This window comes from Gottfriedia acidiceleris (genome assembly GCF_050457485.1).
Taxonomy (GTDB): domain Bacteria; phylum Bacillota; class Bacilli; order Bacillales; family Bacillaceae_G; genus Gottfriedia; species Gottfriedia acidiceleris_D.
Genome location: NZ_JBCMJM010000018.1, coordinates 66,375 through 88,968, shown reverse-complemented (window position 1 = coordinate 88,968; position 22,594 = coordinate 66,375). Strand labels below are relative to the sequence as shown.

The following is a 22,594-nucleotide window of genomic DNA, read 5'->3' as shown; positions in this document are numbered from 1 at the left end:
AAAATTGAAAAAAGGAGAGGTTTTTCATGAAAATTTATACAAAAACTGGGGATAAAGGTCAGACCAGCTTAGTAGGCAAACGAGTTGATAAAGATGATTTAAGGGTAGAGTCATACGGGACAATTGACGAAGTAAATACAATCGTTGGGTACGCGATGACATATTTAGATCATGAAGATACGAGAGATATTTACAATTCACTTCAAAAGATCCAACACGAACTATTTGACTGCGGTGGGGACTTGGCAGTAGTAAAGGATAGCATCCCTTTTAAAACGACAGAGAAAATGGTTGAAGAGCTTGAAACATTAATCGATGAATATATGGAAGCAACTCCCCCATTACAGCGTTTTATTTTACCAGGTGGGTCAAAACCTGCTGCAATCATTCATCAAGCAAGAGCGGTAACGAGACGTGCCGAAAGAACGGTCGTAACATTAATGAAGCAAGAAAATATTCATCTTCCAGTATTTTTATATTTGAATCGATTATCTGATTATTTCTTTGCACTTGCAAGGTTAATCAACACACGTTTAAATATTAAGGATGTTGAATACGAACGAGGAGCAATCGTATTTCGAACTGATAAAAAATAAATAAGTAAAATAGCGATTGAATAGTTAAATTTTTCTAATCAATTGCTATTTTTTTGTATAAATAAGAATTTTCCATCATAGAATGTTTGAGTGTATGTTTTAGTTAAAGTACTTCTTGGCGTTTACATTTTCGATTTGCTCAATACATCTTAAGTAATATACATAAAGAGTTAAAGGTTTGAAATGATTAAGGGGCATAGTCCAATTTTTTTCTGAATTATCAGTTGTTAGTCCACGAGTTATTGGGCAGATTAAACAATTTTTACATTTTCAGGTAGGAGGCAAATAATGTTTGATTTTCTTAGGAGATGTTTGTTGATTGTTGTGTTTGTTTTAACGATTGGTCTTTTATTTATCGGAGGAAATCGAGAGAAATTAAAGGATATAATATTAGATAAAAATTTTCATGAATTAAAAATAGTTTCAAATCCTTAGCCGTTTATTTTTAGTCTTAAAAGTTTAATAATTAGTGTTGAAAGCACCTATTGGTTTTAGAACTTCTAATATAAATGTAATTTACTAATAAATTTGGTAAAGTACATTTATATGTGGAGTTCTATTTTTGATTTTAAGGAGAAAAAAATGACTAATATATGGGATCCAGCAATTGTAATGGAAGACGAAATAGTGAAAGAAATAGTAAAGATACAATTTCCAAAAATAAAAATAAACGTAATCAAAAAAATTGGCGAAGGGTTTGATAATACTGTTTTTTGTTTAAACGATGAAATTTTACTAAGATTTCCACGAAGAGAAATAGCCGTAGCAATTTTAAATGTTGAAAGAAAGTTACTCCCAATTATATTTAATCATTTTGAATTAAAGACAACGGTACCAATACTCGATGGAAAACCATCTGAATTATTTCCTTGGCCATTTTTAGGATATAATTTTATTGCAGGAATGCCTCCAATTTATTTAAATAGAACAGAGAGAATATTAATGATTGAACCAATCGCGAATTTCTTGAAAAATTTGCATTCAATAAATTTCGATGAATTAAAGGATATTAATTTACCGTATGATGAATTGAAGAGGTTAGATATAAATTTCCGGAAACCTCAGGTTAAAAAATATATTCAACAGGCAATACAGAAGAAACTAATTAAAGATGATCAGAAAATTAAGCATTATATTGAAAGCTTAGTTGAAATTAAAAGTGAGACACCTTTAGTTCTTGTTCATGGTGATTTACATTTTAAGAATATGATTGTTAATGAACAAAACCAACTTAAAGGAATTATTGATTGGGGTGATGCTCATATCGGTAATCGTGAATTAGATTTATCAATTATTTATAGTCTAATTCCGAACGATATGAGAGGGAAGTTTTTTGAAATTTATGGTAATGTATCGGAAGCGTCAAAGAAACTAGCACAGTTTAGAGCTGTCTTTACAACGGTTGTTCTGTTGTTATATGCAAACGATCAAAAGGATGAGTCGTTAGTAAGTTTTTGTCAAGAAAACCTAAGTAATGCTTTAAATGATTAGTTGGAGATTTTTATTTACAAACTGTATTTAATTTAGTAACATTAAACTGTAATTTAATAAACGATCTATCTTCGGGGCGGGGCGAAATTCCCCACCGGCGGTAATTAAGCATTGCTTATAAGCCCGCGAGCCTGATTTTTTGGGCAGGATCTAGTGCGATTCTAGAGCCGACAGTATAGTCTGGATGGGAGAAGATGGAGGTTCGCAAGTTCAAAAATTTTTTCTTTTTGAACGCTTATTTGGCGTGCTGAAAATTCTCCCCTATTTCGAAAAAATAGGGGATTTTATTTTATTTGCATAATTTTATACTATTTTTCATTATTATTTCGGACTTATTATAATATGTGCAAATAATAACGCAACTTAAGCGAACCTTTCATTTTTCTTGATATGATCGGGAAAAAGGAGAGAGGTAATATGCAACAACGCAACAAAGTAAATAAAATGGTGATAGTGGCAATGCTTAGCAGTATTTCTTATGTACTCATGATGCTGTACTTTCCACTTCCTGCATTTCCAGTATGGCTTACAATTGATTTTAGTGACGTTCCAGCATTAATAGGAGCAATTGTTTTTGGTCCTGTAGCGGGAATAGGAATAGAGTTAATAAAAAACATCTTACATTATGTTATTAATGGTAGTATGACTGGAGTACCAATTGGAGAATTTGCTAATTTTAGTGCAGGAGTATTATACATTTTACCTGCGTCGTATTTCTTTAGAAAATATCGTTCAGTAAAAGGGCTAACTCTTGGATTAATCGTTGGTACAGTAGTGATGACTGGAATATTAAGTCTTTTAAATTATTTTGTGTTATTACCTGCATATGCACATTTCATGAATTTTAACCTACCGAATGAAGTAATTGTTGCGTCAATTATGCCATTTAATGCAATTAAAGGTTTATTAATCATGATTTTATTCTTAGTTATCTACCCTAAATTAAAGGTTTGGTTAACTCAACGAATGAATGTCCATAACGTATAAATAAATGGAAGTGTCTACTTAATTTTGGTAGACACTTTTTTGTTTTATGTACCTAATTCGAATGAATAGCAGCGAATTTTGTAACTCATATTTATTTTATTGATAGGAAAAAAGAGAACCATCTATCGAATGATAGATGGTTTATTTGTTAATTTTTTAGCTGAGAAGTTAACAAAAGAAACAGTTGTTCATTGCGTTCATCAAGTGCTTTGTCGATTTGACATAGGAGAAGTTTGTGCGAAGTTTGAGCTACAAGCGATGAAAGAAACGCATCGATTTCTCCTTGCACTTCTTCGTTTGGTTCAATGGTAGTTGTCGAAAACGGATTAGTATCTAAGATCAAAGCGTACTCGATCGGCATCACATCAAATAACAATTCAAGATAAAACGGTGTTTCCTTCCCATGTAATCGAAGTTTATGGTAAATCGATTCCGACGGCAGATCAATCTTCTTACTATTTTCGTAATACGAAACTTGAGGCTGTGTGTAGTTTTCTTTTCGAAAACTAATGACAATGCCATTTGGTGTACTCATTGCATCATCTACAAACGAGATATTTGTTAGTACTTCATCAACAGCAAGGAGAAATTGTAAAATCAATTCGATGTCTTTTTTTACTTGTTTTTTCTCTAAGAACTTGTTTAAAAACGTCTTTTTCTCGGTAATTGTCATCTGTTCCATGCTGTTCATCCTCTCTTGATGTTTTATTTATTATAGCAAGTTATTAGATAATTCTGAATATGTAAAATAAGGAAATAATTTTAGCTACATCATATAATCTTGGCACATTGTTCTTTGTATGGTTCTTTGTATGATTTGGTTTACGTGGATCAAATCAGAAGATCAAACGGGATGTTACTATGACTTTCTTAATGAACTAATTCAAAGGCGCATATTAAAGAACATGAGCGATACGCATAGCTCGTGCTTTGTATTTGAAAAAATAAAAAAAGCGACGAAATAACTTCGCCGCAGTTTTTACTATTCGAATTTTAAAGCGTCGCCATCGAATGCTTCGTCAGCAACTTTGATTGAGTCTGTTGGGCATCCTTCAAATGCATCCATCATGTCATCAACTAAAACGTCTGGAATTTCAACGATTCCTTGGTTATCATCTAGAGTAACGTATGCGATCCCTTCATCATCATAGTCATAGATATCAGGTGCAGCTGCGCCACAAGCGCCACATGCGATACAAGTGTCTTTATCAACGATTGTATATTTTGCCATTGTATTGACCTCCCAAATTATTCCCTGTTTTTGTTACAGATACTATTTTTGTAATGTACCTGTAAACATTTTAAAACGGTTTCCAAAACTTTTCAATATAATTGTACAAGGTTTTGAAAAAAACGAGAAATGATGAAATCTCAAATAAAATAAATAATGATTTTTATATGTTTAAAATGGTTTGGTTATTGATACATATGATAAGCTAAAAGAAATAAAAACTATTTAGAAAAAATGCACAAATATTTTTGTACTACTAATTATTATTCGAAAAAATATTTAAATATATTAATGGAATAATTTTATTTGAGAGGGTTATGATGTTTAAGCTATCAATATTGGAAGAAATCATCCTTTTTTTACTTCATCGATATAATGGTGAACGAACGATCCAAGGTATAATGTATTTATTAAAAGGTAAACAAAGTGCTCAAATTATTCAAGATTCTCATTTTTATCAAGTTACATCATTTTTCGGACTTTTTCATTTCCTTACTCATCAGAATATGCAAGAAATTATAAATGGTTTAGAGGTTAAGGGGTATATAGGTCAGTCTGAAAATAAGAATATCTATTTGTTAAATAAAAATGGCCAAGCTTATCTAGCAAATCAAAAGCTACAGTTTATGGAATTTACATATATAAACGGACTAAGGTTTTCTAGTATTCAAAAGATATTTTGGAAAAGATTTACATTGTTTTTTCAAACGATTTCCAATCTGAATATGAATTTAAAATATTTTAGGGCAGTAATTCAAGACCAAGATATACAAGATTGGGTAAAAAATGAGATTCTTAATTTTACTGGGAATAAAAACGAGTTAGTTAAACAATTTTACAAAGAATTGCATACAATTTTAGAAAATATAAGTGACGAAGACGCATTACTATTTGTGAAACGTTTGTCTGGAGCAAATGCTTATGGCATGACATTTGAACAAATTGCATCAGAACACAAAGTAAGTGTTGAAAAAATTTATCTCAATTCGATTAATACTTTGCATCATATGATCACTATTTTGGTTGAACCAAACAATCATTATCCTTTGTTAAGTAAATTTATTAATGGAGATAAGAGTACTAATATTACGAATACTTCTATTGAAACGAAGCGATTATTTACTGATGGTAAAACAATTCAAGAAATTGCTGTGATTCGTAATTTAAAGATTAGTACAATAGAGGATCATATAGTTGAGTGTGTATTAGGTGATAAATTATTTCCAATTAATCAATTTATTACAAAAAAGCAATTTACTTTAATAAAAAATAAAATTATTGAACTAAATACAAGGAAATTAAAAATTATTAAAGAAGCTTTATTAAATGAGGTAACATATTTTCAAATTCGTATTACTCTTGCAAGAATGGGTGATTTACATGGACCTAAATAAACTCCTATACGAAAAATTCGGTTATTCAAGTTTTCGAAATAACCAAAAAGAAATTATTAATGATTTGTTAAACTCGAAGGATGTCTTAGCAATGCTCCCTACAGGTGGGGGGAAATCATTATTATATCAATTAACGGGGTTACTATTGCCAGGCGTTGTAGTAATCGTTTCACCATTACTTTCCCTTATGGAAGATCAAGTAGAGCAGATTAAAGCATTTGGAGATAAACGAGTTATTGCACTAAATAGCTTTAGAAGTTTTGAGCAAAAAAAATTTTTATTTAATAATATTAGCAGCTATAAGTTTATTTTTGTCTCGCCTGAAATGTTACAAAATCAATTTTTAATTCAGAAGCTTTCTGCGTCTAGAATCTCGTTATTTGTTGTTGATGAAGCACATTGTATATCACAGTGGGGGCATGATTTTAGACCAGAGTATAAAACTTTAGGGGAAATAAAGCGTAAATTAAATAATCCGACGGTTTTAGCTTTAACCGCTACAGCTAGCAATAATGTGCGGGAAGAAATAATCGAAACTTTACAGTTAAAACATGTTCAAAAATATATCAATTCTGTCAATAGAGAGAACATAGCAATTCAAATTGAAAAAGTAGATTCGGAAATAGAAAAGCTCAAGTCTTTAACTGACCATCTTTCTAAATTAACAGGTCCAGGCATCGTCTATTGTGGTACAAGAGCTGCTTGCGAGAAAATTTCACATACCATAAGAGAAAAATTAAATTGCAAAGTCGCTTATTATCATGGTGGAATGGAACATGAACAAAGAATTTTAATTCAACAACAATTTATTCAAAATCAAATAGATATCATAGTTTGTACAAGTGCTTTTGGTATGGGGATAAATAAGCCAAATGTAAGGTTTGTGATTCATTATCAGTATCCGTCAAACATTGAAAATTATCTTCAAGAAATTGGACGTGCCGGCCGAGATGGTGAGCCTAGTGTAGCAATACTAATAGTTTGTGAAGAAGATCATGAGTTACCACTAAGGCTAATTGATGACGAAATCCTTTCTGTAAATCAAGTTGAGTCTTTTCTAGCGTATTTAAAAAGATTAGAAGAAAATCAGATCAAATTGACTGAAACGCTCTTGAATAATTGGAAAGCAGTTTTTCAATTTAGTGAAATACAGTGGACAACCCTTCATTCTGAAATGGCTAAATTTAATGTAATCGTAGATGAAAACTTGCATTTAGAAAAAATAAATAATGACTTATTAAAATCGATTAAAGAGTTAATTTCGGAGCGAAAAAAAGTAAAATATTTAAAACTAAAAGCGATGATCGATTTTCTATCATCATCCACTTGTTATCGCGAAAAATATCTTTTACTTTTTGATGAAATATTAGTACAGAGACCAATAAATTGCTGTAACATTTGTGGTATATCGTTTGAAGAGTATTGTTCAAATAACCATGAGAAATATGAAAATACTAACGTACTTTCATGGGAACAAGAATTAAGAAATAAATTGGGGCTGTGAGGAATCTATATGGAAAGCGAATTAAACCGTCAAGAAATTCCAGTTAACTATTTGAAGAAAAGCGTATATGGTACGCAGTTAATCATTTTAGTAATCGCTATTTTATGTATTGCTTTTTTTATTGGTACAGAAAAATTTATAGATGATTTACATTTATTTAAAAGTTATAAAACATATTTATATGGATTCGGTGCTGGATTTTCACTCGTCCTATTTAACATTTTATTAAATTATATTATTCCAGAGCGTTTGTTGGATGATGGTGGATTTAATAAAAGATTCTTTACGTCACTTTCAGTTCCTGAAATGACAATACTTTGTATCTTAATCGCATTATCAGAAGAATTATTTTTTAGAGGATTTATTCAAGCTAAATTTGGACTAATTATTGCATCAGTTGTATTCGCTTTAGTTCATTTTCGATATGTGAAAAAACCTATTTTACTTACAATCGTATTAATTGAAAGTTTTTTCTTAGGTTACTTATATTTGAAAACAAATAATATTGTGATAGTATTTATCGCACATTTTATCTTAGATTATGTTTTAGGTATGTATATGAAATTAAGTTTGGAAAGTGAAGACAAAGAATGAAAAATGAGCTTCAGACTAATAGTATAGCTGACTTAAGTCGAAAGAAAAAAAATAAGAAATTTAAAAATAAGAAAATAAATGATCAAAATAAAGCTGTTGATTTGTTAAATCTACCACCAAGAAGTGAAACAATGAAAATAAAAGAGGATCAACGAAGACCTTGGTGGAAAATAAAATATCCTTTAATCACTGCTTTAGTCATAATCTTTATCATGCTACCATTTGGAGTAGTGAAGTTTGTACATAGTAAATACGATAAAATTTTTACTGAAAAAGGAAGTTTAATCATTCCTTCAAATAAATTTGAAAAAGTTGAATTAGCTGCTACCAATCATTTAAAAAAACAACAAGAGAATGAAACCCAGAAAAAAGCTCCGATCAAAAATGAGATAAAAAATGTAGTAAAACCTCAAACAGATTTAAGTGAAACTGTAGGAGTAGAAGAGATTAATCACGAAGTTCAAAGAGGAGAAACATTATTTACTATTTCAATGAAATATTATGGAAATCGTGATGGCGAAGAAATTATACAAGATGCAAATCATTTAAATGGGATTGAAGTGACGCCCGGCCAGATATTAAAAATCCCATTAAATGTTGATGTGGATAAGTAATGTTAAATAGGGAACTGAAATTCGAAATCTAGACAAATTTGCTTTGATCGAATGCTTCCTATCTATGTTATAAATAGAGGGAAGGGGAGTGTTAAAGTATGTTAGCAAAACATCGAATGCTTCAAAACCATCAAGTAATTACGATCCAATCTAATGATACTGTAGAGTGTGCAATTAATCTTTTATTGGAAAAGCAAATTGATAGTGTTCCTGTATTATCAGGAAATAAATATGTTGGAATGATTTCACAAGCAGAGATTTTTAGAAGATGCTTTTTTAGTGAATTACGAAAAGAAGATTACGTTAAGAATCTAAAAGTTGGTGAAATCGCAACACATCAAACAATCTGTGTTAAAACGGATGAGCCATTTGAAGATACAATGAATTCGTTAAAAAAATATCCATCAATTGCGGTAGTTGATGATGAGAGAAATTTTGTTGGACTAGTTATTAGATATGACGTAATTGAGATTTTTCAAGAAGTACTTGGAAAGGACTGTCGAGGAATAAGAATTTCAATGACAAGTATGGAAAAGGAAGGGCAATTAGCAAGATTACTTGATTATCTTCATCATTTTAAGATTAATATAATTTCGCTTGTAACATTTGATTCAAAAGATCATTTATTAAGAAGAATTGTCTTAAAAATAGATGATAATAAAAATATCGATAAAATTTTACGTAAATTTGAAGAGCTTGGTCTAAGAATAGTATCTGTTACGAATGAAATAGAAAATTCTACGGTTAAACACTAATATTGTTAATGAGTTTTCGCTATTTCTTGGTACTAAATACAAATAAAGGATATTATTTTAAGTATACAAAAATAGAATTTTTGAAACGATGAAACCATATTTCACTTAAATTAAAAACTTATGCCCATTTTGTATCAATGGATATAAGTTTTTTTGTTGTTTAAAATTTTTCAATTTCTACTAGTTTTTGTATAATAAAAAAAAGAAATAGATAAATTGATTTTTAAGAATGAAGTAAAATCTGAGAAACAAGCTGACATTTACTTCGTTGATGGGTTAAGTAAAACAAGGGGGAAATTAAAATAAAATTAATATCATTGATCGGATTCGTAGTAATTTTAGCAATTATTTTATTGTTTAATCGAAAAAGTAAGCTAGAAATTATACATAAGAAAATTAATATAAAGCATTTAGATGATTCATTACAGTCAATTCAGTTCATATGGATTCCAAATATAGGCGATATTCCTTTTAAATTGAGTGAGATTGAAAAAATTTGCAATCATAATACATTAATTCTTTTAGGTGGTTACTCAAAAAAGAAGTTAAAAAAATATAAAGATGAAAACATCGACTATTTATCTTCTATTGCTCCTGTCTATTTTTTGTGGAATGATTTTGACTATAGTGGCAACTATAGGGATCTAAATGCATTATTACTAGATTGTAAAGTTACAATTTTAGAAAATAAATGTGCTTCATTTGAAACTGAAAATGGTACTAAGTTTTCGATTGTTGGTTTAGATGATGTGAAAACAAAGAGAGATCATTTAGACTTTGCACTTGAAGAGCGTTATGAAGATGATCTTAGTATTTTAACCAGCTATACTGAAGTCATGGATAGTAATAGTAGTAATTTTGAAAGTATTCAAGTTTATCTGTTTGAAAGAAGTCAATTAAATATAAATCGAAATCAGAAAACGGTATATTTGGAGCTACATAACAATAAAGGAATTCGCAAACAAAACACAATAACAGTTTTAAATTTTGAAGTTATGAAATAAGTGTTTGTTGTTTACATGCAGGAGGAAAGAAAATTGGCCCAAATAGGAAAGTACAATATTAAAGCAATTTCTAACATTGTTGGGATTTTACCAGGCACATTAAGAGCTTGGGAAAGAAGATATAATATCATAAGTCCTGTACGAAATGATGCTGGCCATCGACTATATACAGAGGAACATGTTTATATTTTAAAATGGCTCGTTCAAAAAGTTAATGAAGGGTTTACAATTGGACAAGCAATTAATTTATACGAAGCAAAAGAGCATAAATCGTCTAATGACAGCTCTCTTACTGAAAATCTTCAATCAGATGCGCTAGTAAATCGAATTGTTTCTTCATTATTATCTTTTGAAGAAAGTGAAGCCCACAATTATGTGAATGACGCTTTTAGTCTTTTTTCTGTAGATAAAGTTTTATTTAAAATTATTTCTAAGGTTTTCATATTAATAGGTGATAAATATCGTAATGGTGAAATTACAAGTGCCCATGAACATTTTGCAACATCTTTTTTGAGAACGAGGTTAGGGATGATTTATCAAAATTTACCTAACAATAAACATTTGCCAAAGTTAATCGCAGTTTGTGGACCAGAAGAAAAGCATGAATTAGGTTTATTAATTTTTACGATCTATTTAAGAAGAATCGGTTTTCAAGTTATTTATTTAGGAGCATCAATTGATTCAAATGATGTTGAACAAGTAATAAATGAAGTGAATCCAGCTGGATTTATCATGACTTGTACTTTAAGAGAAAATTTAAAGAAAACAATTGATCTAGCCATCTTAATCAAAAAAATTAAACCAGATATTATTATTGGAATTGGTGGACACGCAGTTTCAACTTGTGAGAGCCCAATTATGGATTCCATACAGGAATTTTATATAGGTAGTCAGCAATCGAACTGGGATGAATGGTTAAAGCAGAATTTTAATTATAAATGAATTTTGACTTTAGAATCACCAAAATTATATAAAAACATAAACTGTACTATGGTAAATGCAGCAAGGAGGCTAGTTCATGAGGTTGGAACGGTTGAACTACAATAAAATAAAAGTTTTTCTTACATCTGATGATTTATCTGAACGCGGTCTGACAAAAGAAGACTTATGGTACAATGCACCAAAAGTTCAACAGCTTTTTCAAGATATGATGCATGAAGCTAGCGTAGAACTAGGTTTCGAAGTAGATGGAAAAGTATCTGTTGAAGTTTTCTCTCTTCAAGCTCAAGGAATGGTTGTAATTGTAACAAAATCCGATGAAATTGAAGAAGAGGAAGATGAATTTCAAGACGATTTTATCTCGATGGAAGTAATCCTAGATGAAAGTGAACATATATTGTACGAGTTTTCTACTTTAGATGATCTAATCCTACTTTCTGAAAAATTGGTTTCATGTGATGCTTTAGGTGGAAGATTATTCTCTTTTGAAAATACGTTTTACTTAAAGTTCGAGGAGAATGAAGTAGGAAGACTAGATCGTGAAACATTTTATGCGATTTTAGCTGAATATGGTAATCCTTCCACAAGAACAATTTACCGTATTATTGAATATGGTAAAGAACTTATCTCAGAAAATGCTATTGAACAACTGCATTTTTATTTCGTTAAAAATAAAGCCTCTCAGTAATTTATTACGAGAGGTTTTACTTTTGTAAATTTTTTATTAATATATTGTATTTCTTCATATTCTTTTCTTTTCAAATTTTGGAAATAGGAGTACAATGACCTTAGAAAACGCTTACATTAAACGGATATTATATTTTGTTTTCTATGTGTTTATAACTTTCAAAAAGGGATGGAAAGTTGTATACTAATTTCAGAATGAATGAATCTTTTCATAGTTCAAATTTCTAGGGGGTTTACAATGGTTGCCGAGAAATCTACAGAGAAAAATAGCAACACTGAAGAACATTTAGACGTACTAGCGCCTACACAAGTAGTTATTAAAGAAGCGTTAGAAAAATTAGGATATTCAAATGAAATGTATGAACTTTTAAAAGAACCGGTTCGTATGATGACTGTAAAAATTCCAGTTCGCATGGATGATGGACAAGTGAAAATTTTCACTGGTTACAGAGCTCAACATAATGATGCGGTAGGACCAACAAAAGGTGGTATCCGTTTCCATCCAAATGTAACAGAAAATGAAGTTAAAGCCCTTTCAATCTGGATGAGCTTAAAATGTGGAATTGTAGATTTACCATATGGTGGAGGTAAAGGTGGAATCGTTTGTGATCCACGTGATATGTCATTCCGTGAGTTAGAAAGACTTAGTCGCGGTTATGTACGTGCAATTAGCCAAATCGTAGGACCAACTAAAGATATTCCAGCTCCAGACGTATTTACAAACTCACAAATTATGGCTTGGATGATGGATGAATATTCTAGAATAGATGAATTTAACTCACCTGGTTTTATTACTGGTAAACCATTAGTATTAGGTGGATCTCACGGCCGTGAAACAGCTACTGCTAAAGGTGTAACGATTGTAATTCGTGAAGCAGCAAAGCGTAGAGGTATTAACTTAGAAGGTGCACGAGTTGTTATCCAAGGATTTGGTAATGCAGGTAGCTTCCTAGCGAAATTTATGCATGATGCTGGCGCAAAAGTTATTGGTATTTCTGATGCTTATGGTGCACTTCATGATCCAAACGGCTTAGACATTGATTATTTATTAGATCGTAGAGATAGCTTTGGTACAATTACTAAACTATTTAATAATACAATTTCAAATAAAGAATTATTAGAATTAGATTGTGATATCTTAGTTCCAGCAGCGATTGAAAATCAAATTACAAAAGATAATGCTCATAATATTAAAGCAAATATTGTAGTTGAAGCTGCAAACGGACCAACAACACTTGAAGCTACTAAGATTTTAACAGAGCGCGGTATTTTATTAGTTCCAGACGTATTAGCTAGTGCTGGTGGCGTAACTGTTTCTTACTTTGAATGGGTACAGAATAACCAAGGTTACTACTGGACTGAAGAAGAAGTAGAAGATCGATTAGAAAAAGTTATGGTACGTTCATTTAATAATATTTATGAAACAAGTGTGAATAGAAAAGTAAATATGCGTTTAGCTGCTTATATGGTTGGCGCGCGTAAAATGGCTGAAGCTAGCCGATTCAGAGGCTGGGTATAAGATTATATTTGCTGATAAAAACAAGGTGGAGAATATCCATCTTGTTTTTTTGATTAGCTATTATTAGACAAATTGAATATTTTACGTAAAATAGTAATAGTAAATATAACTAAGACTCTAGTTTATTGGAGATGTTTCAAATGGAAAAAGTTGAAGTTCTAATCATTGGCGGAGGACCCTGTGGTATTGCAGCTTATCTTGCATTAAAAAATAAAGGGATTACTGCATTAATAATCGAAAAAGGAAATATAGTTCATACCCTCAGTCGTTTTCCAACGCATCAAACATTTTTTAGTACAAGTGAAAAATTAGAAGTGGGAAATATTCCATTTATTATTGAAGGTAGAAAACCAAAAAAACACCAAGCTCTAGCATATTACCGTGACGTTGTTAAACGAAATAAAATAAAAATTAATGCTTTTGAAGAGGTAAAAACGGTTAGTAAGAAAAGTGATTTTATCATCGAATCAGTTACAATAAACGGTGAAGAAAAACGTTACGAAGCGAAAGCTGTTATTGTAGCAACTGGATATTATGATCAACCAAACTACTTATCAACACCTGGTGAACAGCTAAATAAAGTTTCCCATTACTTTTTTGAAGGTCATAAACATTTTAATCAGAAGGTTGTCGTTATTGGCGGTAAAAACTCAAGTGTTGACGCAGCACTAGAACTAGAAAAGTGTGGAGCGGATGTAACTGTACTTTATAGAGGCAGTTCTTATTCACCAAGTATTAAACCATGGGTTCTACCAGAATTCGAGGCACTTGTCCGTTCTGAAACAATTAAAATGGAATTTAACGCAAATCTACTTGAAATAAAAGAATCATCAGTAGTATATGAAAAAGAAGGACAAATAGTTGAGATTGAGAATGACTTTGTCTATGCCATGACAGGATACCATCCAGATCATACATTAATTAAAAGTATGGGCGTAAAAGTAGATGATATAACAGGGAGACCATTATTCAATCCAGAAACTATGGAAACAAATATTGAAGGCATTTATATTGCAGGGGTAATTGCTGCTGGAAACAATGCAAACGAAATATTTATAGAAAATGGTCGTTTTCACGGTGACCTAATCGTTTTTCACTTAGCTAGTAAATAATAAATTCAACGCTCTCAAAACGTAGCAATGCTACGTTTTTTTCATTAAAGATTTTCTAGCCGTTTTCTGTTTACTTAAAGAATTTTAAAATGTTATAATTTCTTGTGAAATGAGGTGCTAAAATGAAAAAAGTAGTATTAATAACAACAGGTGGAACAATTGCTAGTAAACCAAATGCAGAATCAGGTAAATTAGATTCTGGGGCATTGTCAGGTCAAGAAATTGCAGAAATGCTCAATTTACCAAAAGATATAAATGTAATTGTTGATTCTTTTTTCCAAGTTCCAAGTATGCACATAGGTTTCGAGCATTGGATGTTGTTAAAGAATAAAATTGAAGAATATTATCAAGACGAAACAATCGATGGGGTTGTCGTAACCCATGGAACTGATACGTTAGAAGAAACGGCTTACTTTTTAGATTTAACAATTGACGACGATCGTCCAGTTGTTATTACTGGCTCTCAAAGATCACCAGGTGAATTAGGTACCGATGCTTTTATCAATTTAAGACACGCAATTTATACTGCATCTGACGAATCTACCCGAAACGTTGGTACAGTTGTTGTCTTTAATGAACGTATTTTTACTGCAAAATATGTTAAAAAAGAACATGCATCTAATATACAAGGGTTTAACGTATTTGGTTTCGGATACCTAGGTATTATTGATAACGATAAAGTACATATCTATCAAAAACCGGTATTAAAGGATAAATACAAAATTACAAGTGAGTTACCTCAAGTTGATATAATTAAATGTTATATTGAAGCAAAAGGATATTTAATTAAAGCAGCTGTTGAAAATGGCGCTAAAGGAATTGTCCTTGAAGGTGTTGGAAGAGGACAAGTTTCACCACATATGACTGAAGAAATTGAAAAAGCAGTTAAAGATGGCATTAAAGTAGTCATTACAACAAGTTCTGAAGAAGGCGAAGTTTATCCTACTTATGATTATTACGGAAGTGCCTATGATTTAGTTAATAAAGGTGTTATTTTAGGTAAAGATTATGATAGTAAAAAGGCAAGAATTAAATTAACTGTCATGTTAGCATCCGAAGTGAATGATATTCTTGAAGGATTTTCTAAATAATTTTTACTTATTCATACATTTCTCAAAAACGTGCAAAGCACGTTTTTTTTTTTGAGTGTTGATATACAAATGGTCAAATGTATATTAAGTGAAACTCATTGATAATATATTTTCATTATTTGATGGTCTATTAATTGATTTTAAATGTTAATTTGTTTGAGCAGTTTTATAATAGTCAACAAACTTTAGAAATTGTTTGATCTTAAAAAGTTAAAATCTTTAAGAGCTAGTTTTTAAGATGAATTAAAAATTAAATTCAAAATTGTGTATAAAATTAATTGAATCTAATCATACTGGTAATAAAAAAGGTATGATTATAAATGAAAAGAATCGAACGAATACTATTTAAATTAATTATTATTCAATTATTTTGTTTAGTCATAAGTCAATACGTCTTATCATTCCCTAGTCTTTCTGTCTATTTAACGAAAATTGAATTATATGAAGGCGTTACGCAAAAAGCTAAGGACGTAACTAGAGAAGTATATAATCATATTGGTAAATAGATGAATTCGTCGGAATCATATGGTAATATAAAATAAAGCAGGCTAGCCTGCTTTATTTTTATTTGTTTTTATTTTTTAGGACATGATAAGATTAAAGGTTGCTATTGAAGTAGCACTTTTTTTATGTAGGAGGACTTATGAGTAAAAAAATTAGTATAGCGATAGATGGACCTGCAGCTGCTGGTAAAAGTACAGTTGCAAAGATTGTTGCAAAAAAACTAGGATATGTATATATAGACACTGGTGCAATGTACCGTGCTCTAACCTTTAAGGCAATCCAAAACAATATTGATGTAAATAATGAGATGGATTTAAGTAACTTACTTTCAAATATAACGATTAAGTTAATCCCGGAAGAAGGTACTCAAAAAGTCTTCATTGATGATGTTGATGTTTCAGAGCCAATAAGAACACCAGAAGTAACTAGAAACGTATCATTTGTTGCAAAACATAGTTTAGTTCGTGAAAAAATGGTCGATTTACAACGTGAATATGCCGTAAATGGTGGGGTTGTAATGGATGGAAGAGATATTGGGACTCATGTATTAGTTGGTGCAGAAGTTAAGATCTTTATGATTGCTTCTGTGGATGAACGAGCTCAAAGAAGACATATCGAAAATGTCAAAAACGGTTTTGAAAGTGATTTAGAGCAATTGAAAATAGAAATAGCAACAAGAGACCGAATTGACTCGGAAAGAGAAGTTTCACCATTGAAAAAAGCTGATGATGCAATCTCATTAGATACAACTTCAAAAAACATTGATGATGTCGTAAATGAAATATTAACGATTGTTGAAGGTAAAATAAAAAATATTTAGAAGAATTAGTCATCAGATTTCTTGACTTTTCTGCTTATTTATTAGAAGGTAAAAGAGGATAATACATAATTGGTCTATCCATTTTTAAAACTTAAGGAGGAATATGACATGGTTGAAAAAGTAATGCCAGAAGTTGGGGAAATTATCTCATGTGTAGTAGAACAAATTGAAGATAAGCAAGCAATCGTAGGTTTCGGTGGAAAAACAGATGGTATTCTTCCAATAAAAGAAATTTCAAACGTACATATTGAAAATGTAAGTGACGCGCTAACTGTTGGACAAGAAATTGAATTAAAGGTTATTAAAGTTGAGGAAGACACTGTTGTGTTTTCTAAACGTGCCGTAGATTCTGTTAAAGCTTGGGAACAATTAGAAGGAAAATTAGCTAGTAAAGAAGTTTTTGAAGTGATCGTTACAGAGCAAGTAAATGGTGGACTAATTGCAGACGTAGGCGTTCGTGGCTTTATTCCGGCTTCACTTGTTTCAAAAAAATTCGTTGAAGACTTAGGAAGCTATGTTGGTCAATCGCTTGAAGTAGTGATTGAAGAACTAGATCGCGAAAAAAATCGAGTAATCCTATCTCATAAAGCTGTTGAGCAATTAAATGAAGTTGAAAATCGCCGTCAAGCATACTCTTCTATTAAAGTTGGGCAAATTGTTGAAGGTAAAGTAGAAAGATTAACAAATTTCGGTGCTTTTGTAAATATTGGTGGAATTGATGGATTAGTCCATGTATCTCAAATGTCTCATAAACGTGTTACAAAGCCTGAAGAGATTGTAGCTGTAGGAGATACTGTAAAAGTTCAAGTTCTGTCAATTGACACAGATACAAACCGTATTGCTTTATCAATGAAAGCAATTCAGCCAGGACCATGGGATCAATTAAATCCAAGTATTAAAGCAGAAGCAGTAGTTGAAGGGACTGTAAAACGTCTTACAAACTTTGGTGCATTTGTAGAAGTACAAAATGGAATTGAAGGATTAGTTCATGTTTCTCAAATTGCTGATAAACATATTAAAAATCCAAACGAAGTCCTAACAGTTGGTCAAGAAGTAAAAGTTAAAGTTTTAGATATTAACCCTACTGAAAAGCGCTTATCATTAAGCATTAAAGAAGCTGGTGAAGCTGAACTTCAAGAGGATATTGCTAAATACGTACAACCAAGTGAAAGTGGTTTCCAATTAAGCGAACTACTTGGTGATAAATTAAATAAATTTAAAAAATAATAAAAAATCCTTCAGCCATTTGCTGAAGGATTTTTATTTAGAACACTTTAGTTATGTTGATTTTCTGCTCTTGCTTCCTCAGGTGTGTCTAAACGCGTAGCACCTTTGTAATGAATGCTTTGATCTCGGTCAGATTCAACTCTTCTAGATTGTTTAAGTTTCTTTTCTTGACGATCTTTTCCCACTCGCTTCACCTCCAAAAAAATCTCATTTATAGATTCGTTTTAAATGCAACTTCTTATACACTTTCTTTTCTATTTGATTATTTTTGAAATATGAATTGTTCATACTAGTACTATTAGGAGGTTTTCGTGTGCAAGGTAGTCTATTTATCATTACTTCTTGGATTATTGTTTTATTTCTTTTGCTTTATCGAGATCGAACTAAAAAGAATTTCTTGTATTTAGCGGGATTGCTTATATTAATCAGTTGTTCAGCTTACACAATTGATCTATTTTCAATTGATATAAATTTTTCATATATCATTATAATTTTTATCATAAGCTACTTTATTAGTTTATTAAATTTTATTGAACAAATAGTTCATTTCTTTAAAGGCTTGATTATAGGCATGACATATAGTGTAGTTACACTGCTGTCGATTTATGATCCTGCAAGTTTTTTTATTGATGAGAGGATAATTAGTTCATTTTTAGTAATATTACTTTCTTTCTTTTTAAGTAAATCCTATTATGACAAAATGCGTTATATAACAATTGGTCTAGTTCAGGGAGACATTTTTAATTATATTACGTTTAAGTCGATTAATTTTAAATATATAATTGGAGATTTAAATTGGTTTGATACTTTAATTATGTCCATTTTATTATTGTCAGCAATTCAATTCATAGTAATTTACGTATCAAAAATAAGTCTCAAAAACAGAAAATTACTAAAAAGTTGAAGTGTATTGGTTTTTTCTCATATTTTTTGTTAAAATAGATAAGTTATTTAAATAAATCAATTTTTAAAACTAAACTAAAACTCATTTAGAAGATTTAAATGGTACATAGTTATGCTAGGAAGGATGAATTAAATGTCTAAACCGACAGTTGCAATAGTTGGACGACCAAATGTAGGGAAATCAACTATTTTTAATAGGATAGTGGGAGAAAGAATTTCAATTGTAGAAGATATTCCAGGGGTTACTCGTGATCGTATTTACAGTTCAGGAGAGTGGTTAAATCAAGAATTTAGTTTAATCGATACAGGAGGAATTGACATCGGCGATGAGCCATTTTTAGAGCAAATTCGTCAACAAGCTGAAATCGCAATTGATGAAGCGGATGTTATTATTTTTCTAACAAATGGCCGTGAGGGTGTTACTGCGGCAGATGAGGAAGTTGCCAAGATCCTTTATAAAACAAAAAAACCGGTAGTATTAGCAGTTAATAAAGTCGATAATCCTGAAATGAGAAGCGATATTTACGACTTTTATGCATTAGGATTTGGAGAAGTATTTCCAATCTCAGGTTCACATGGTTTAGGACTAGGTGATTTACTTGATGAAGTTGTAAAACATTTCCCAGACCAAGAAGATGATAATTACGATGAGGAGACAATTAAATTTAGTTTAATTGGTCGACCTAACGTTGGGAAGTCATCATTAGTAAATGCATTATTAGGTCAAGAGCGTGTTATTGTAAGTAATGTTGCTGGAACTACACGTGATGCTGTCGATACACCTTATTCAAAAGATGGCCAAGACTATGTCATTATCGATACAGCTGGTATGAGAAAAAAAGGTAAAGTTTATGAAAGTACGGAAAAATACAGCGTATTACGTGCTTTACGTGCAATCGAGAGATCAGATGTCGTCTTAGTTGTATTAGATGGTGAAGAAGGTATTATTGAACAAGATAAGAAAATAGCTGGATATGCACATCAAGCAGGTAGATCAGTTGTTATTGTTGTAAATAAATGGGATGCAGTAGAAAAAGATGAAAAAACGATGAATGAATTCATTGAAAACATTCGAGCACATTTCCAATTCTTAGATTATGCTCCAATTGTATTCCTATCAGCTAAAACGAAGAAAAGAACTCAAACTTTATTACCAATGATTAATAAAGCATGTGAAAGCCATAGTTTACGCGTTCCAACAAATGTATTAAATGATGTTATTATGGATGCAATTGCGGTGAATCCAACACCAACACATAATGGACAAAGATTAAGAGTGTATTATGCAACGCAAGTAGCAATTAAACCACCAACATTTGTTGTTTTTGTAAATGATCCTGAATTACTTCACTTTAGTTATGAGCGTTTCTTAGAAAATCGTATTAGAGATGCTTTTGATTTTGAGGGATCTCCAATTAGGATTATCGGTCGTGCACGAGCTTAAATTCGAGTAAAATATGGATTCTTTAAGAAGGGGAGTGTTAATTTGGAAAAAATCGCTGTTTTAGGTGCAGGTAGTTGGGGAACTGCTTTAGCCATGGTTTTATCAGATAATGGGCATACGGTTACTTTATGGGGAAATAAATCCGAACAAATCAATGAAATAAATGAACAGCATACTAATAAAAGATACTTGCCAGAAATTAATTTACCTCAAAACTTAAAGGCATCGGTCAATTTAAAGGAAGCTATAAATGGAGCTAATTATATTTTGCTTGTTGTTCCAACTAAAGCAATAAGAGAAGTTTGCCAACAATTAAATAATGAATTAACGAACGAGGTTACAATAATCCATGCAAGTAAAGGGATTGAGCCAGACACTTCTAAGCGTGTTTCAGAAATGATCTCTGAAGAAATTGATTCGAAATTCTTAAAATCAGTAGTTGTATTATCAGGTCCAAGTCATGCTGAAGAAGTTGCTTTAAGACATCCAACGACTGTAACATCGGCATCTTACAATATGGAAGATGCGGAAATTGTTCAAGAATTATTCTCAAATGGTTATTTCCGTGTATACACTAACGAAGATGTAATTGGTGTAGAAATAGGTGGAGCATTAAAGAATATTATCGCACTTGCTGCTGGTATTACTGACGGACTTGGATATGGCGACAACGCGAAGGCTGCTTTAATGACACGAGGACTTGCAGAAATAATTCGTTTAGGTAAGGCTATGGGAGCTAATACTCAAACTTTTGCTGGTTTAACAGGAATGGGCGACTTAATTGTAACTTGTACGAGTGTCCATAGTCGTAACTGGAGAGCTGGTAATTTATTAGGGAAAGGCAAATCTTTAGACGAAGTATTAGATAATATGGGTATGGTCGTTGAAGGTGTTCGCACGACTAAGGCTGCATATCAATTAGCAAAACAAGTAAATGTAGAAATGCCAATTGTTAATGAATTACACGCAGTATTATTTGAAAATAAAAATCCAAAATTAGCAGTTGATGCACTAATGTCTCGTGTAAAAAAACATGAGGGCGAAAGTACTTCAAATTATATAAGCGATCTTGCTGAGTAATTAATTTTATTTAAGTATATTGATTAAAAGCATTAAAACTTTGTTTTAATGCTTTTTCTTATGTAGACAAAGTTCTATAAACTAAAACTTAGCTTTAGTGCTTTTTCTTTTGTGGACTAAAATAGGCGTTTCACCATTTCTCTTTTTTTGCATAGCATATGTTGTATAGAAAAGAAGGAGGTTTGAATGGTGACTAATAATAATCCAAATGGTTTCTTTGATAAGATTGAAAAGAAAGCAAATGTAAGCAAATCAGATATTTTTAAAGTCGCTGATTCAGTAAAAGATGCAAACTTTAAAGATGAAGCAACGGTTAGAAAACTAGTTCGTCAAATTGCATTGATGACAGGTCGTCAAGTTTCTAAGGAAAAAGAAGACAAAATCGTTCAAGCAATTGTTACAAATAATATGCCATTAGATTTTCAATCATTAACAAATATGTTTAAACAAAAATAATTGGGCTTATTCTTCAGCGATGTATTAAGTGCATAATCATACATTTTCGCATACTATAGAATGACTTATACCGGATGTATTCTGGTGGGTGTTAGTCGAGGATGATTACGAAGCAATTGCCCCAGTTTGCTTCGAAGAAAGAAGGAGTATATTTTTACTTTTTCTTTCTTTTTATTTTGATCTTTTATATATGTGAATGGTCCCGAATCCTCCTTGGTTGGTTTTTATCGAGGAGGTATTTTGATAGTGTTTTTTAAGGGTGTAACTAGTGAATAGGTTCTAATGGATTTTTTATGAAGCGAGCAAATAATTTATATCAGACAAGTATACGTAAGCATTAAATAAGTCGATAATGTCTTAATAGGATTAAAAAGATTTTAATTCAAATCATGTGATTATTTTGATACTATAATAATGGTAGAAAATACATAGGGGGAACATAATGAACGCGGCACATATTAATGAAATTATTTCTTTTGTAGGAATCGGATTAATGCTTTTATCATTATTTTTAATTTTCTTGAGTAGAAACAAAATAAAAATAAAATTTTTAAAAATGATTACAGCCTTCATTGCATATATGTCTTTAATTATTTCAGGGATTTTAATTACATATATCGTATTAAGCTGGCCTAGTTAATG

Annotated in this window: 26 protein-coding genes and 1 riboswitch; of the genes, 23 read left to right on the top strand and 3 right to left on the bottom strand. The window is 31.1% G+C overall.

The features are described from left to right. Window positions 1-26 precede the first annotated feature (26 nt). The 4 genes from ABEY15_RS19760 (at window position 27) to ABEY15_RS19745 (ending at window position 3,074) form a co-directional block, all read left to right on the top strand. On the top strand, window positions 27-596 hold the full coding sequence (locus ABEY15_RS19760) for a cob(I)yrinic acid a,c-diamide adenosyltransferase (protein ID WP_097977985.1): 570 nt from the start codon (window positions 27-29) through the stop codon (window positions 594-596). Window positions 597-884: 288 nt separating this feature from the next. Then, entirely contained in the window at window positions 885-1,031 is a 147-nt protein-coding gene (locus tag ABEY15_RS19755) for a hypothetical protein (RefSeq protein ID WP_175403423.1), read from the top strand. Window positions 1,032-1,178: 147 nt separating this feature from the next. Beyond that, window positions 1,179-2,087, top strand: a complete 909-nt coding sequence (locus ABEY15_RS19750) for a phosphotransferase (protein ID WP_429891790.1) — start codon at window positions 1,179-1,181, stop codon at window positions 2,085-2,087. Between the two features lie 63 nt (window positions 2,088-2,150). Next, window positions 2,151-2,287, top strand: a riboswitch (FMN riboswitch). Between the two features lie 217 nt (window positions 2,288-2,504). Beyond that, window positions 2,505-3,074, top strand: a complete 570-nt coding sequence (locus ABEY15_RS19745; RefSeq protein ID WP_091021081.1) for an ECF transporter S component — start codon at window positions 2,505-2,507, stop codon at window positions 3,072-3,074. A gap of 148 nt (window positions 3,075-3,222) precedes the next feature. Here ABEY15_RS19745 and ABEY15_RS19740 read toward each other — a convergent pair whose 3' ends face one another. Further along, complete coding sequence (locus tag ABEY15_RS19740) at window positions 3,223-3,756, bottom strand: YpiB family protein (protein ID WP_429891789.1); 534 nt, start codon at window positions 3,754-3,756, stop codon at window positions 3,223-3,225. Between the two features lie 300 nt (window positions 3,757-4,056). After that, window positions 4,057-4,305, bottom strand: a complete 249-nt coding sequence (locus ABEY15_RS19735; protein WP_025672247.1) for a ferredoxin — start codon at window positions 4,303-4,305, stop codon at window positions 4,057-4,059. A gap of 320 nt (window positions 4,306-4,625) precedes the next feature. On the opposite strand from ABEY15_RS19735, the gene ABEY15_RS19730 reads away from it, so the two are divergent. The 14 genes from ABEY15_RS19730 to rpsA all read left to right on the top strand — a co-directional run bounded on the left by ABEY15_RS19730 (window position 4,626) and on the right by rpsA (window position 18,069). Continuing rightward, complete coding sequence (locus tag ABEY15_RS19730) at window positions 4,626-5,699, top strand: helix-turn-helix domain-containing protein (protein ID WP_429891788.1); 1,074 nt, start codon at window positions 4,626-4,628, stop codon at window positions 5,697-5,699. Continuing rightward, window positions 5,686-7,203 carry a RecQ family ATP-dependent DNA helicase gene (locus ABEY15_RS19725; RefSeq protein ID WP_429891787.1) on the top strand — a complete coding sequence of 506 codons (1,518 nt, stop codon included), beginning with the start codon at window positions 5,686-5,688 and terminating at the stop codon, window positions 7,201-7,203. The genes ABEY15_RS19730 and ABEY15_RS19725 overlap by 14 nt, the downstream gene beginning before the upstream one ends. A gap of 9 nt (window positions 7,204-7,212) precedes the next feature. After that, entirely contained in the window at window positions 7,213-7,797 is a 585-nt protein-coding gene (locus tag ABEY15_RS19720; RefSeq protein ID WP_429891786.1) for a CPBP family intramembrane glutamic endopeptidase, read from the top strand. Continuing rightward, window positions 7,794-8,411, top strand: a complete 618-nt coding sequence (locus ABEY15_RS19715; RefSeq protein WP_429891785.1) for a LysM peptidoglycan-binding domain-containing protein — start codon at window positions 7,794-7,796, stop codon at window positions 8,409-8,411. Before ABEY15_RS19720 ends, ABEY15_RS19715 begins: the two co-directional genes overlap by 4 nt. 98 nt (window positions 8,412-8,509) lie before the next feature. Continuing rightward, complete coding sequence (locus ABEY15_RS19710) at window positions 8,510-9,166, top strand: CBS domain-containing protein (RefSeq protein ID WP_429891784.1); 657 nt, start codon at window positions 8,510-8,512, stop codon at window positions 9,164-9,166. A gap of 317 nt (window positions 9,167-9,483) precedes the next feature. Next, window positions 9,484-10,170, top strand: coding sequence for a hypothetical protein (locus tag ABEY15_RS19705; protein ID WP_429891783.1), 687 nt, complete (start codon window positions 9,484-9,486; stop codon window positions 10,168-10,170). A gap of 33 nt (window positions 10,171-10,203) precedes the next feature. Then, window positions 10,204-11,112, top strand: a complete 909-nt coding sequence (locus tag ABEY15_RS19700) for a MerR family transcriptional regulator (RefSeq protein ID WP_429891782.1) — start codon at window positions 10,204-10,206, stop codon at window positions 11,110-11,112. 76 nt (window positions 11,113-11,188) lie between these two features. After that, a complete protein-coding gene (locus ABEY15_RS19695; protein WP_429891781.1) occupies window positions 11,189-11,797 on the top strand; it encodes a genetic competence negative regulator in 609 nt (202 codons plus the stop codon). A 237-nt stretch (window positions 11,798-12,034) separates the two neighbouring features. Continuing rightward, complete coding sequence (locus ABEY15_RS19690) at window positions 12,035-13,315, top strand: Glu/Leu/Phe/Val family dehydrogenase (protein WP_429891780.1); 1,281 nt, start codon at window positions 12,035-12,037, stop codon at window positions 13,313-13,315. 140 nt (window positions 13,316-13,455) lie between these two features. Next, entirely contained in the window at window positions 13,456-14,427 is a 972-nt protein-coding gene (locus ABEY15_RS19685; RefSeq protein ID WP_429891779.1) for a YpdA family putative bacillithiol disulfide reductase, read from the top strand. A 122-nt stretch (window positions 14,428-14,549) separates the two neighbouring features. After that, entirely contained in the window at window positions 14,550-15,518 is a 969-nt protein-coding gene (locus ABEY15_RS19680) for an asparaginase (protein WP_069031854.1), read from the top strand. 320 nt (window positions 15,519-15,838) lie between these two features. Then, entirely contained in the window at window positions 15,839-16,024 is a 186-nt protein-coding gene (locus ABEY15_RS19675; protein WP_069031855.1) for a DUF5359 family protein, read from the top strand. A 137-nt stretch (window positions 16,025-16,161) separates the two neighbouring features. Next, the gene (cmk, locus tag ABEY15_RS19670; protein ID WP_098233013.1) at window positions 16,162-16,842 is read left to right on the top strand and encodes a (d)CMP kinase; all 681 of its coding nucleotides are present in this window, start codon (window positions 16,162-16,164) and stop codon (window positions 16,840-16,842) included. Window positions 16,843-16,950: 108 nt separating this feature from the next. Next, entirely contained in the window at window positions 16,951-18,069 is a 1,119-nt protein-coding gene (gene rpsA / locus ABEY15_RS19665) for a 30S ribosomal protein S1 (RefSeq protein WP_429891778.1), read from the top strand. 47 nt (window positions 18,070-18,116) lie between these two features. On the opposite strand, the gene ABEY15_RS19660 is transcribed toward rpsA, so the two are convergent. Next, window positions 18,117-18,254, bottom strand: coding sequence for a YpzI family protein (locus ABEY15_RS19660; protein WP_082459340.1), 138 nt, complete (start codon window positions 18,252-18,254; stop codon window positions 18,117-18,119). Window positions 18,255-18,382: 128 nt separating this feature from the next. On the opposite strand from ABEY15_RS19660, the gene ABEY15_RS19655 reads away from it, so the two are divergent. The 5 genes from ABEY15_RS19655 to ABEY15_RS19635 all read left to right on the top strand — a co-directional run bounded on the left by ABEY15_RS19655 (window position 18,383) and on the right by ABEY15_RS19635 (window position 22,592). After that, complete coding sequence (locus tag ABEY15_RS19655) at window positions 18,383-18,973, top strand: YphA family membrane protein (RefSeq protein ID WP_429891777.1); 591 nt, start codon at window positions 18,383-18,385, stop codon at window positions 18,971-18,973. 132 nt (window positions 18,974-19,105) lie between these two features. Next, window positions 19,106-20,416 (top strand): ribosome biogenesis GTPase Der, encoded by a 1,311-nt coding sequence (gene der / locus ABEY15_RS19650; protein ID WP_429891776.1) that lies wholly within the window; start codon window positions 19,106-19,108, stop codon window positions 20,414-20,416. Window positions 20,417-20,458: 42 nt separating this feature from the next. Next, complete coding sequence (locus tag ABEY15_RS19645) at window positions 20,459-21,496, top strand: NAD(P)H-dependent glycerol-3-phosphate dehydrogenase (protein ID WP_429891775.1); 1,038 nt, start codon at window positions 20,459-20,461, stop codon at window positions 21,494-21,496. 186 nt (window positions 21,497-21,682) lie between these two features. After that, window positions 21,683-21,952: a stage VI sporulation protein F gene (locus ABEY15_RS19640; RefSeq protein WP_056466710.1), complete on the top strand. Its 270-nt coding sequence runs from the start codon at window positions 21,683-21,685 to the stop codon at window positions 21,950-21,952. Window positions 21,953-22,394: 442 nt separating this feature from the next. Next, window positions 22,395-22,592: a DUF2768 domain-containing protein gene (locus tag ABEY15_RS19635; protein ID WP_056466707.1), complete on the top strand. Its 198-nt coding sequence runs from the start codon at window positions 22,395-22,397 to the stop codon at window positions 22,590-22,592. Window positions 22,593-22,594 lie beyond the last annotated feature (2 nt).

Coding starts and splice junctions, on each gene's coding strand:
- ABEY15_RS19760 (WP_097977985.1), top strand. CDS start 27: ATGAAAATTTATACAAAAACTGGGGATAAAGGTCAGACCAGCTTAGTA.
- ABEY15_RS19755 (WP_175403423.1), top strand. CDS start 885: ATGTTTGATTTTCTTAGGAGATGTTTGTTGATTGTTGTGTTTGTTTTA.
- ABEY15_RS19750 (WP_429891790.1), top strand. CDS start 1,179: ATGACTAATATATGGGATCCAGCAATTGTAATGGAAGACGAAATAGTG.
- ABEY15_RS19745 (WP_091021081.1), top strand. CDS start 2,505: ATGCAACAACGCAACAAAGTAAATAAAATGGTGATAGTGGCAATGCTT.
- ABEY15_RS19740 (WP_429891789.1), bottom strand. CDS start 3,756: ATGGAACAGATGACAATTACCGAGAAAAAGACGTTTTTAAACAAGTTC.
- ABEY15_RS19735 (WP_025672247.1), bottom strand. CDS start 4,305: ATGGCAAAATATACAATCGTTGATAAAGACACTTGTATCGCATGTGGC.
- ABEY15_RS19730 (WP_429891788.1), top strand. CDS start 4,626: ATGTTTAAGCTATCAATATTGGAAGAAATCATCCTTTTTTTACTTCAT.
- ABEY15_RS19725 (WP_429891787.1), top strand. CDS start 5,686: ATGGACCTAAATAAACTCCTATACGAAAAATTCGGTTATTCAAGTTTT.
- ABEY15_RS19720 (WP_429891786.1), top strand. CDS start 7,213: ATGGAAAGCGAATTAAACCGTCAAGAAATTCCAGTTAACTATTTGAAG.
- ABEY15_RS19715 (WP_429891785.1), top strand. CDS start 7,794: ATGAAAAATGAGCTTCAGACTAATAGTATAGCTGACTTAAGTCGAAAG.
- ABEY15_RS19710 (WP_429891784.1), top strand. CDS start 8,510: ATGTTAGCAAAACATCGAATGCTTCAAAACCATCAAGTAATTACGATC.
- ABEY15_RS19695 (WP_429891781.1), top strand. CDS start 11,189: ATGAGGTTGGAACGGTTGAACTACAATAAAATAAAAGTTTTTCTTACA.
- ABEY15_RS19690 (WP_429891780.1), top strand. CDS start 12,035: ATGGTTGCCGAGAAATCTACAGAGAAAAATAGCAACACTGAAGAACAT.
- ABEY15_RS19685 (WP_429891779.1), top strand. CDS start 13,456: ATGGAAAAAGTTGAAGTTCTAATCATTGGCGGAGGACCCTGTGGTATT.
- ABEY15_RS19680 (WP_069031854.1), top strand. CDS start 14,550: ATGAAAAAAGTAGTATTAATAACAACAGGTGGAACAATTGCTAGTAAA.
- ABEY15_RS19675 (WP_069031855.1), top strand. CDS start 15,839: ATGAAAAGAATCGAACGAATACTATTTAAATTAATTATTATTCAATTA.
- cmk (WP_098233013.1), top strand. CDS start 16,162: ATGAGTAAAAAAATTAGTATAGCGATAGATGGACCTGCAGCTGCTGGT.
- rpsA (WP_429891778.1), top strand. CDS start 16,951: ATGGTTGAAAAAGTAATGCCAGAAGTTGGGGAAATTATCTCATGTGTA.
- der (WP_429891776.1), top strand. CDS start 19,106: ATGTCTAAACCGACAGTTGCAATAGTTGGACGACCAAATGTAGGGAAA.
- ABEY15_RS19640 (WP_056466710.1), top strand. CDS start 21,683: ATGGTGACTAATAATAATCCAAATGGTTTCTTTGATAAGATTGAAAAG.
- ABEY15_RS19635 (WP_056466707.1), top strand. CDS start 22,395: ATGAACGCGGCACATATTAATGAAATTATTTCTTTTGTAGGAATCGGA.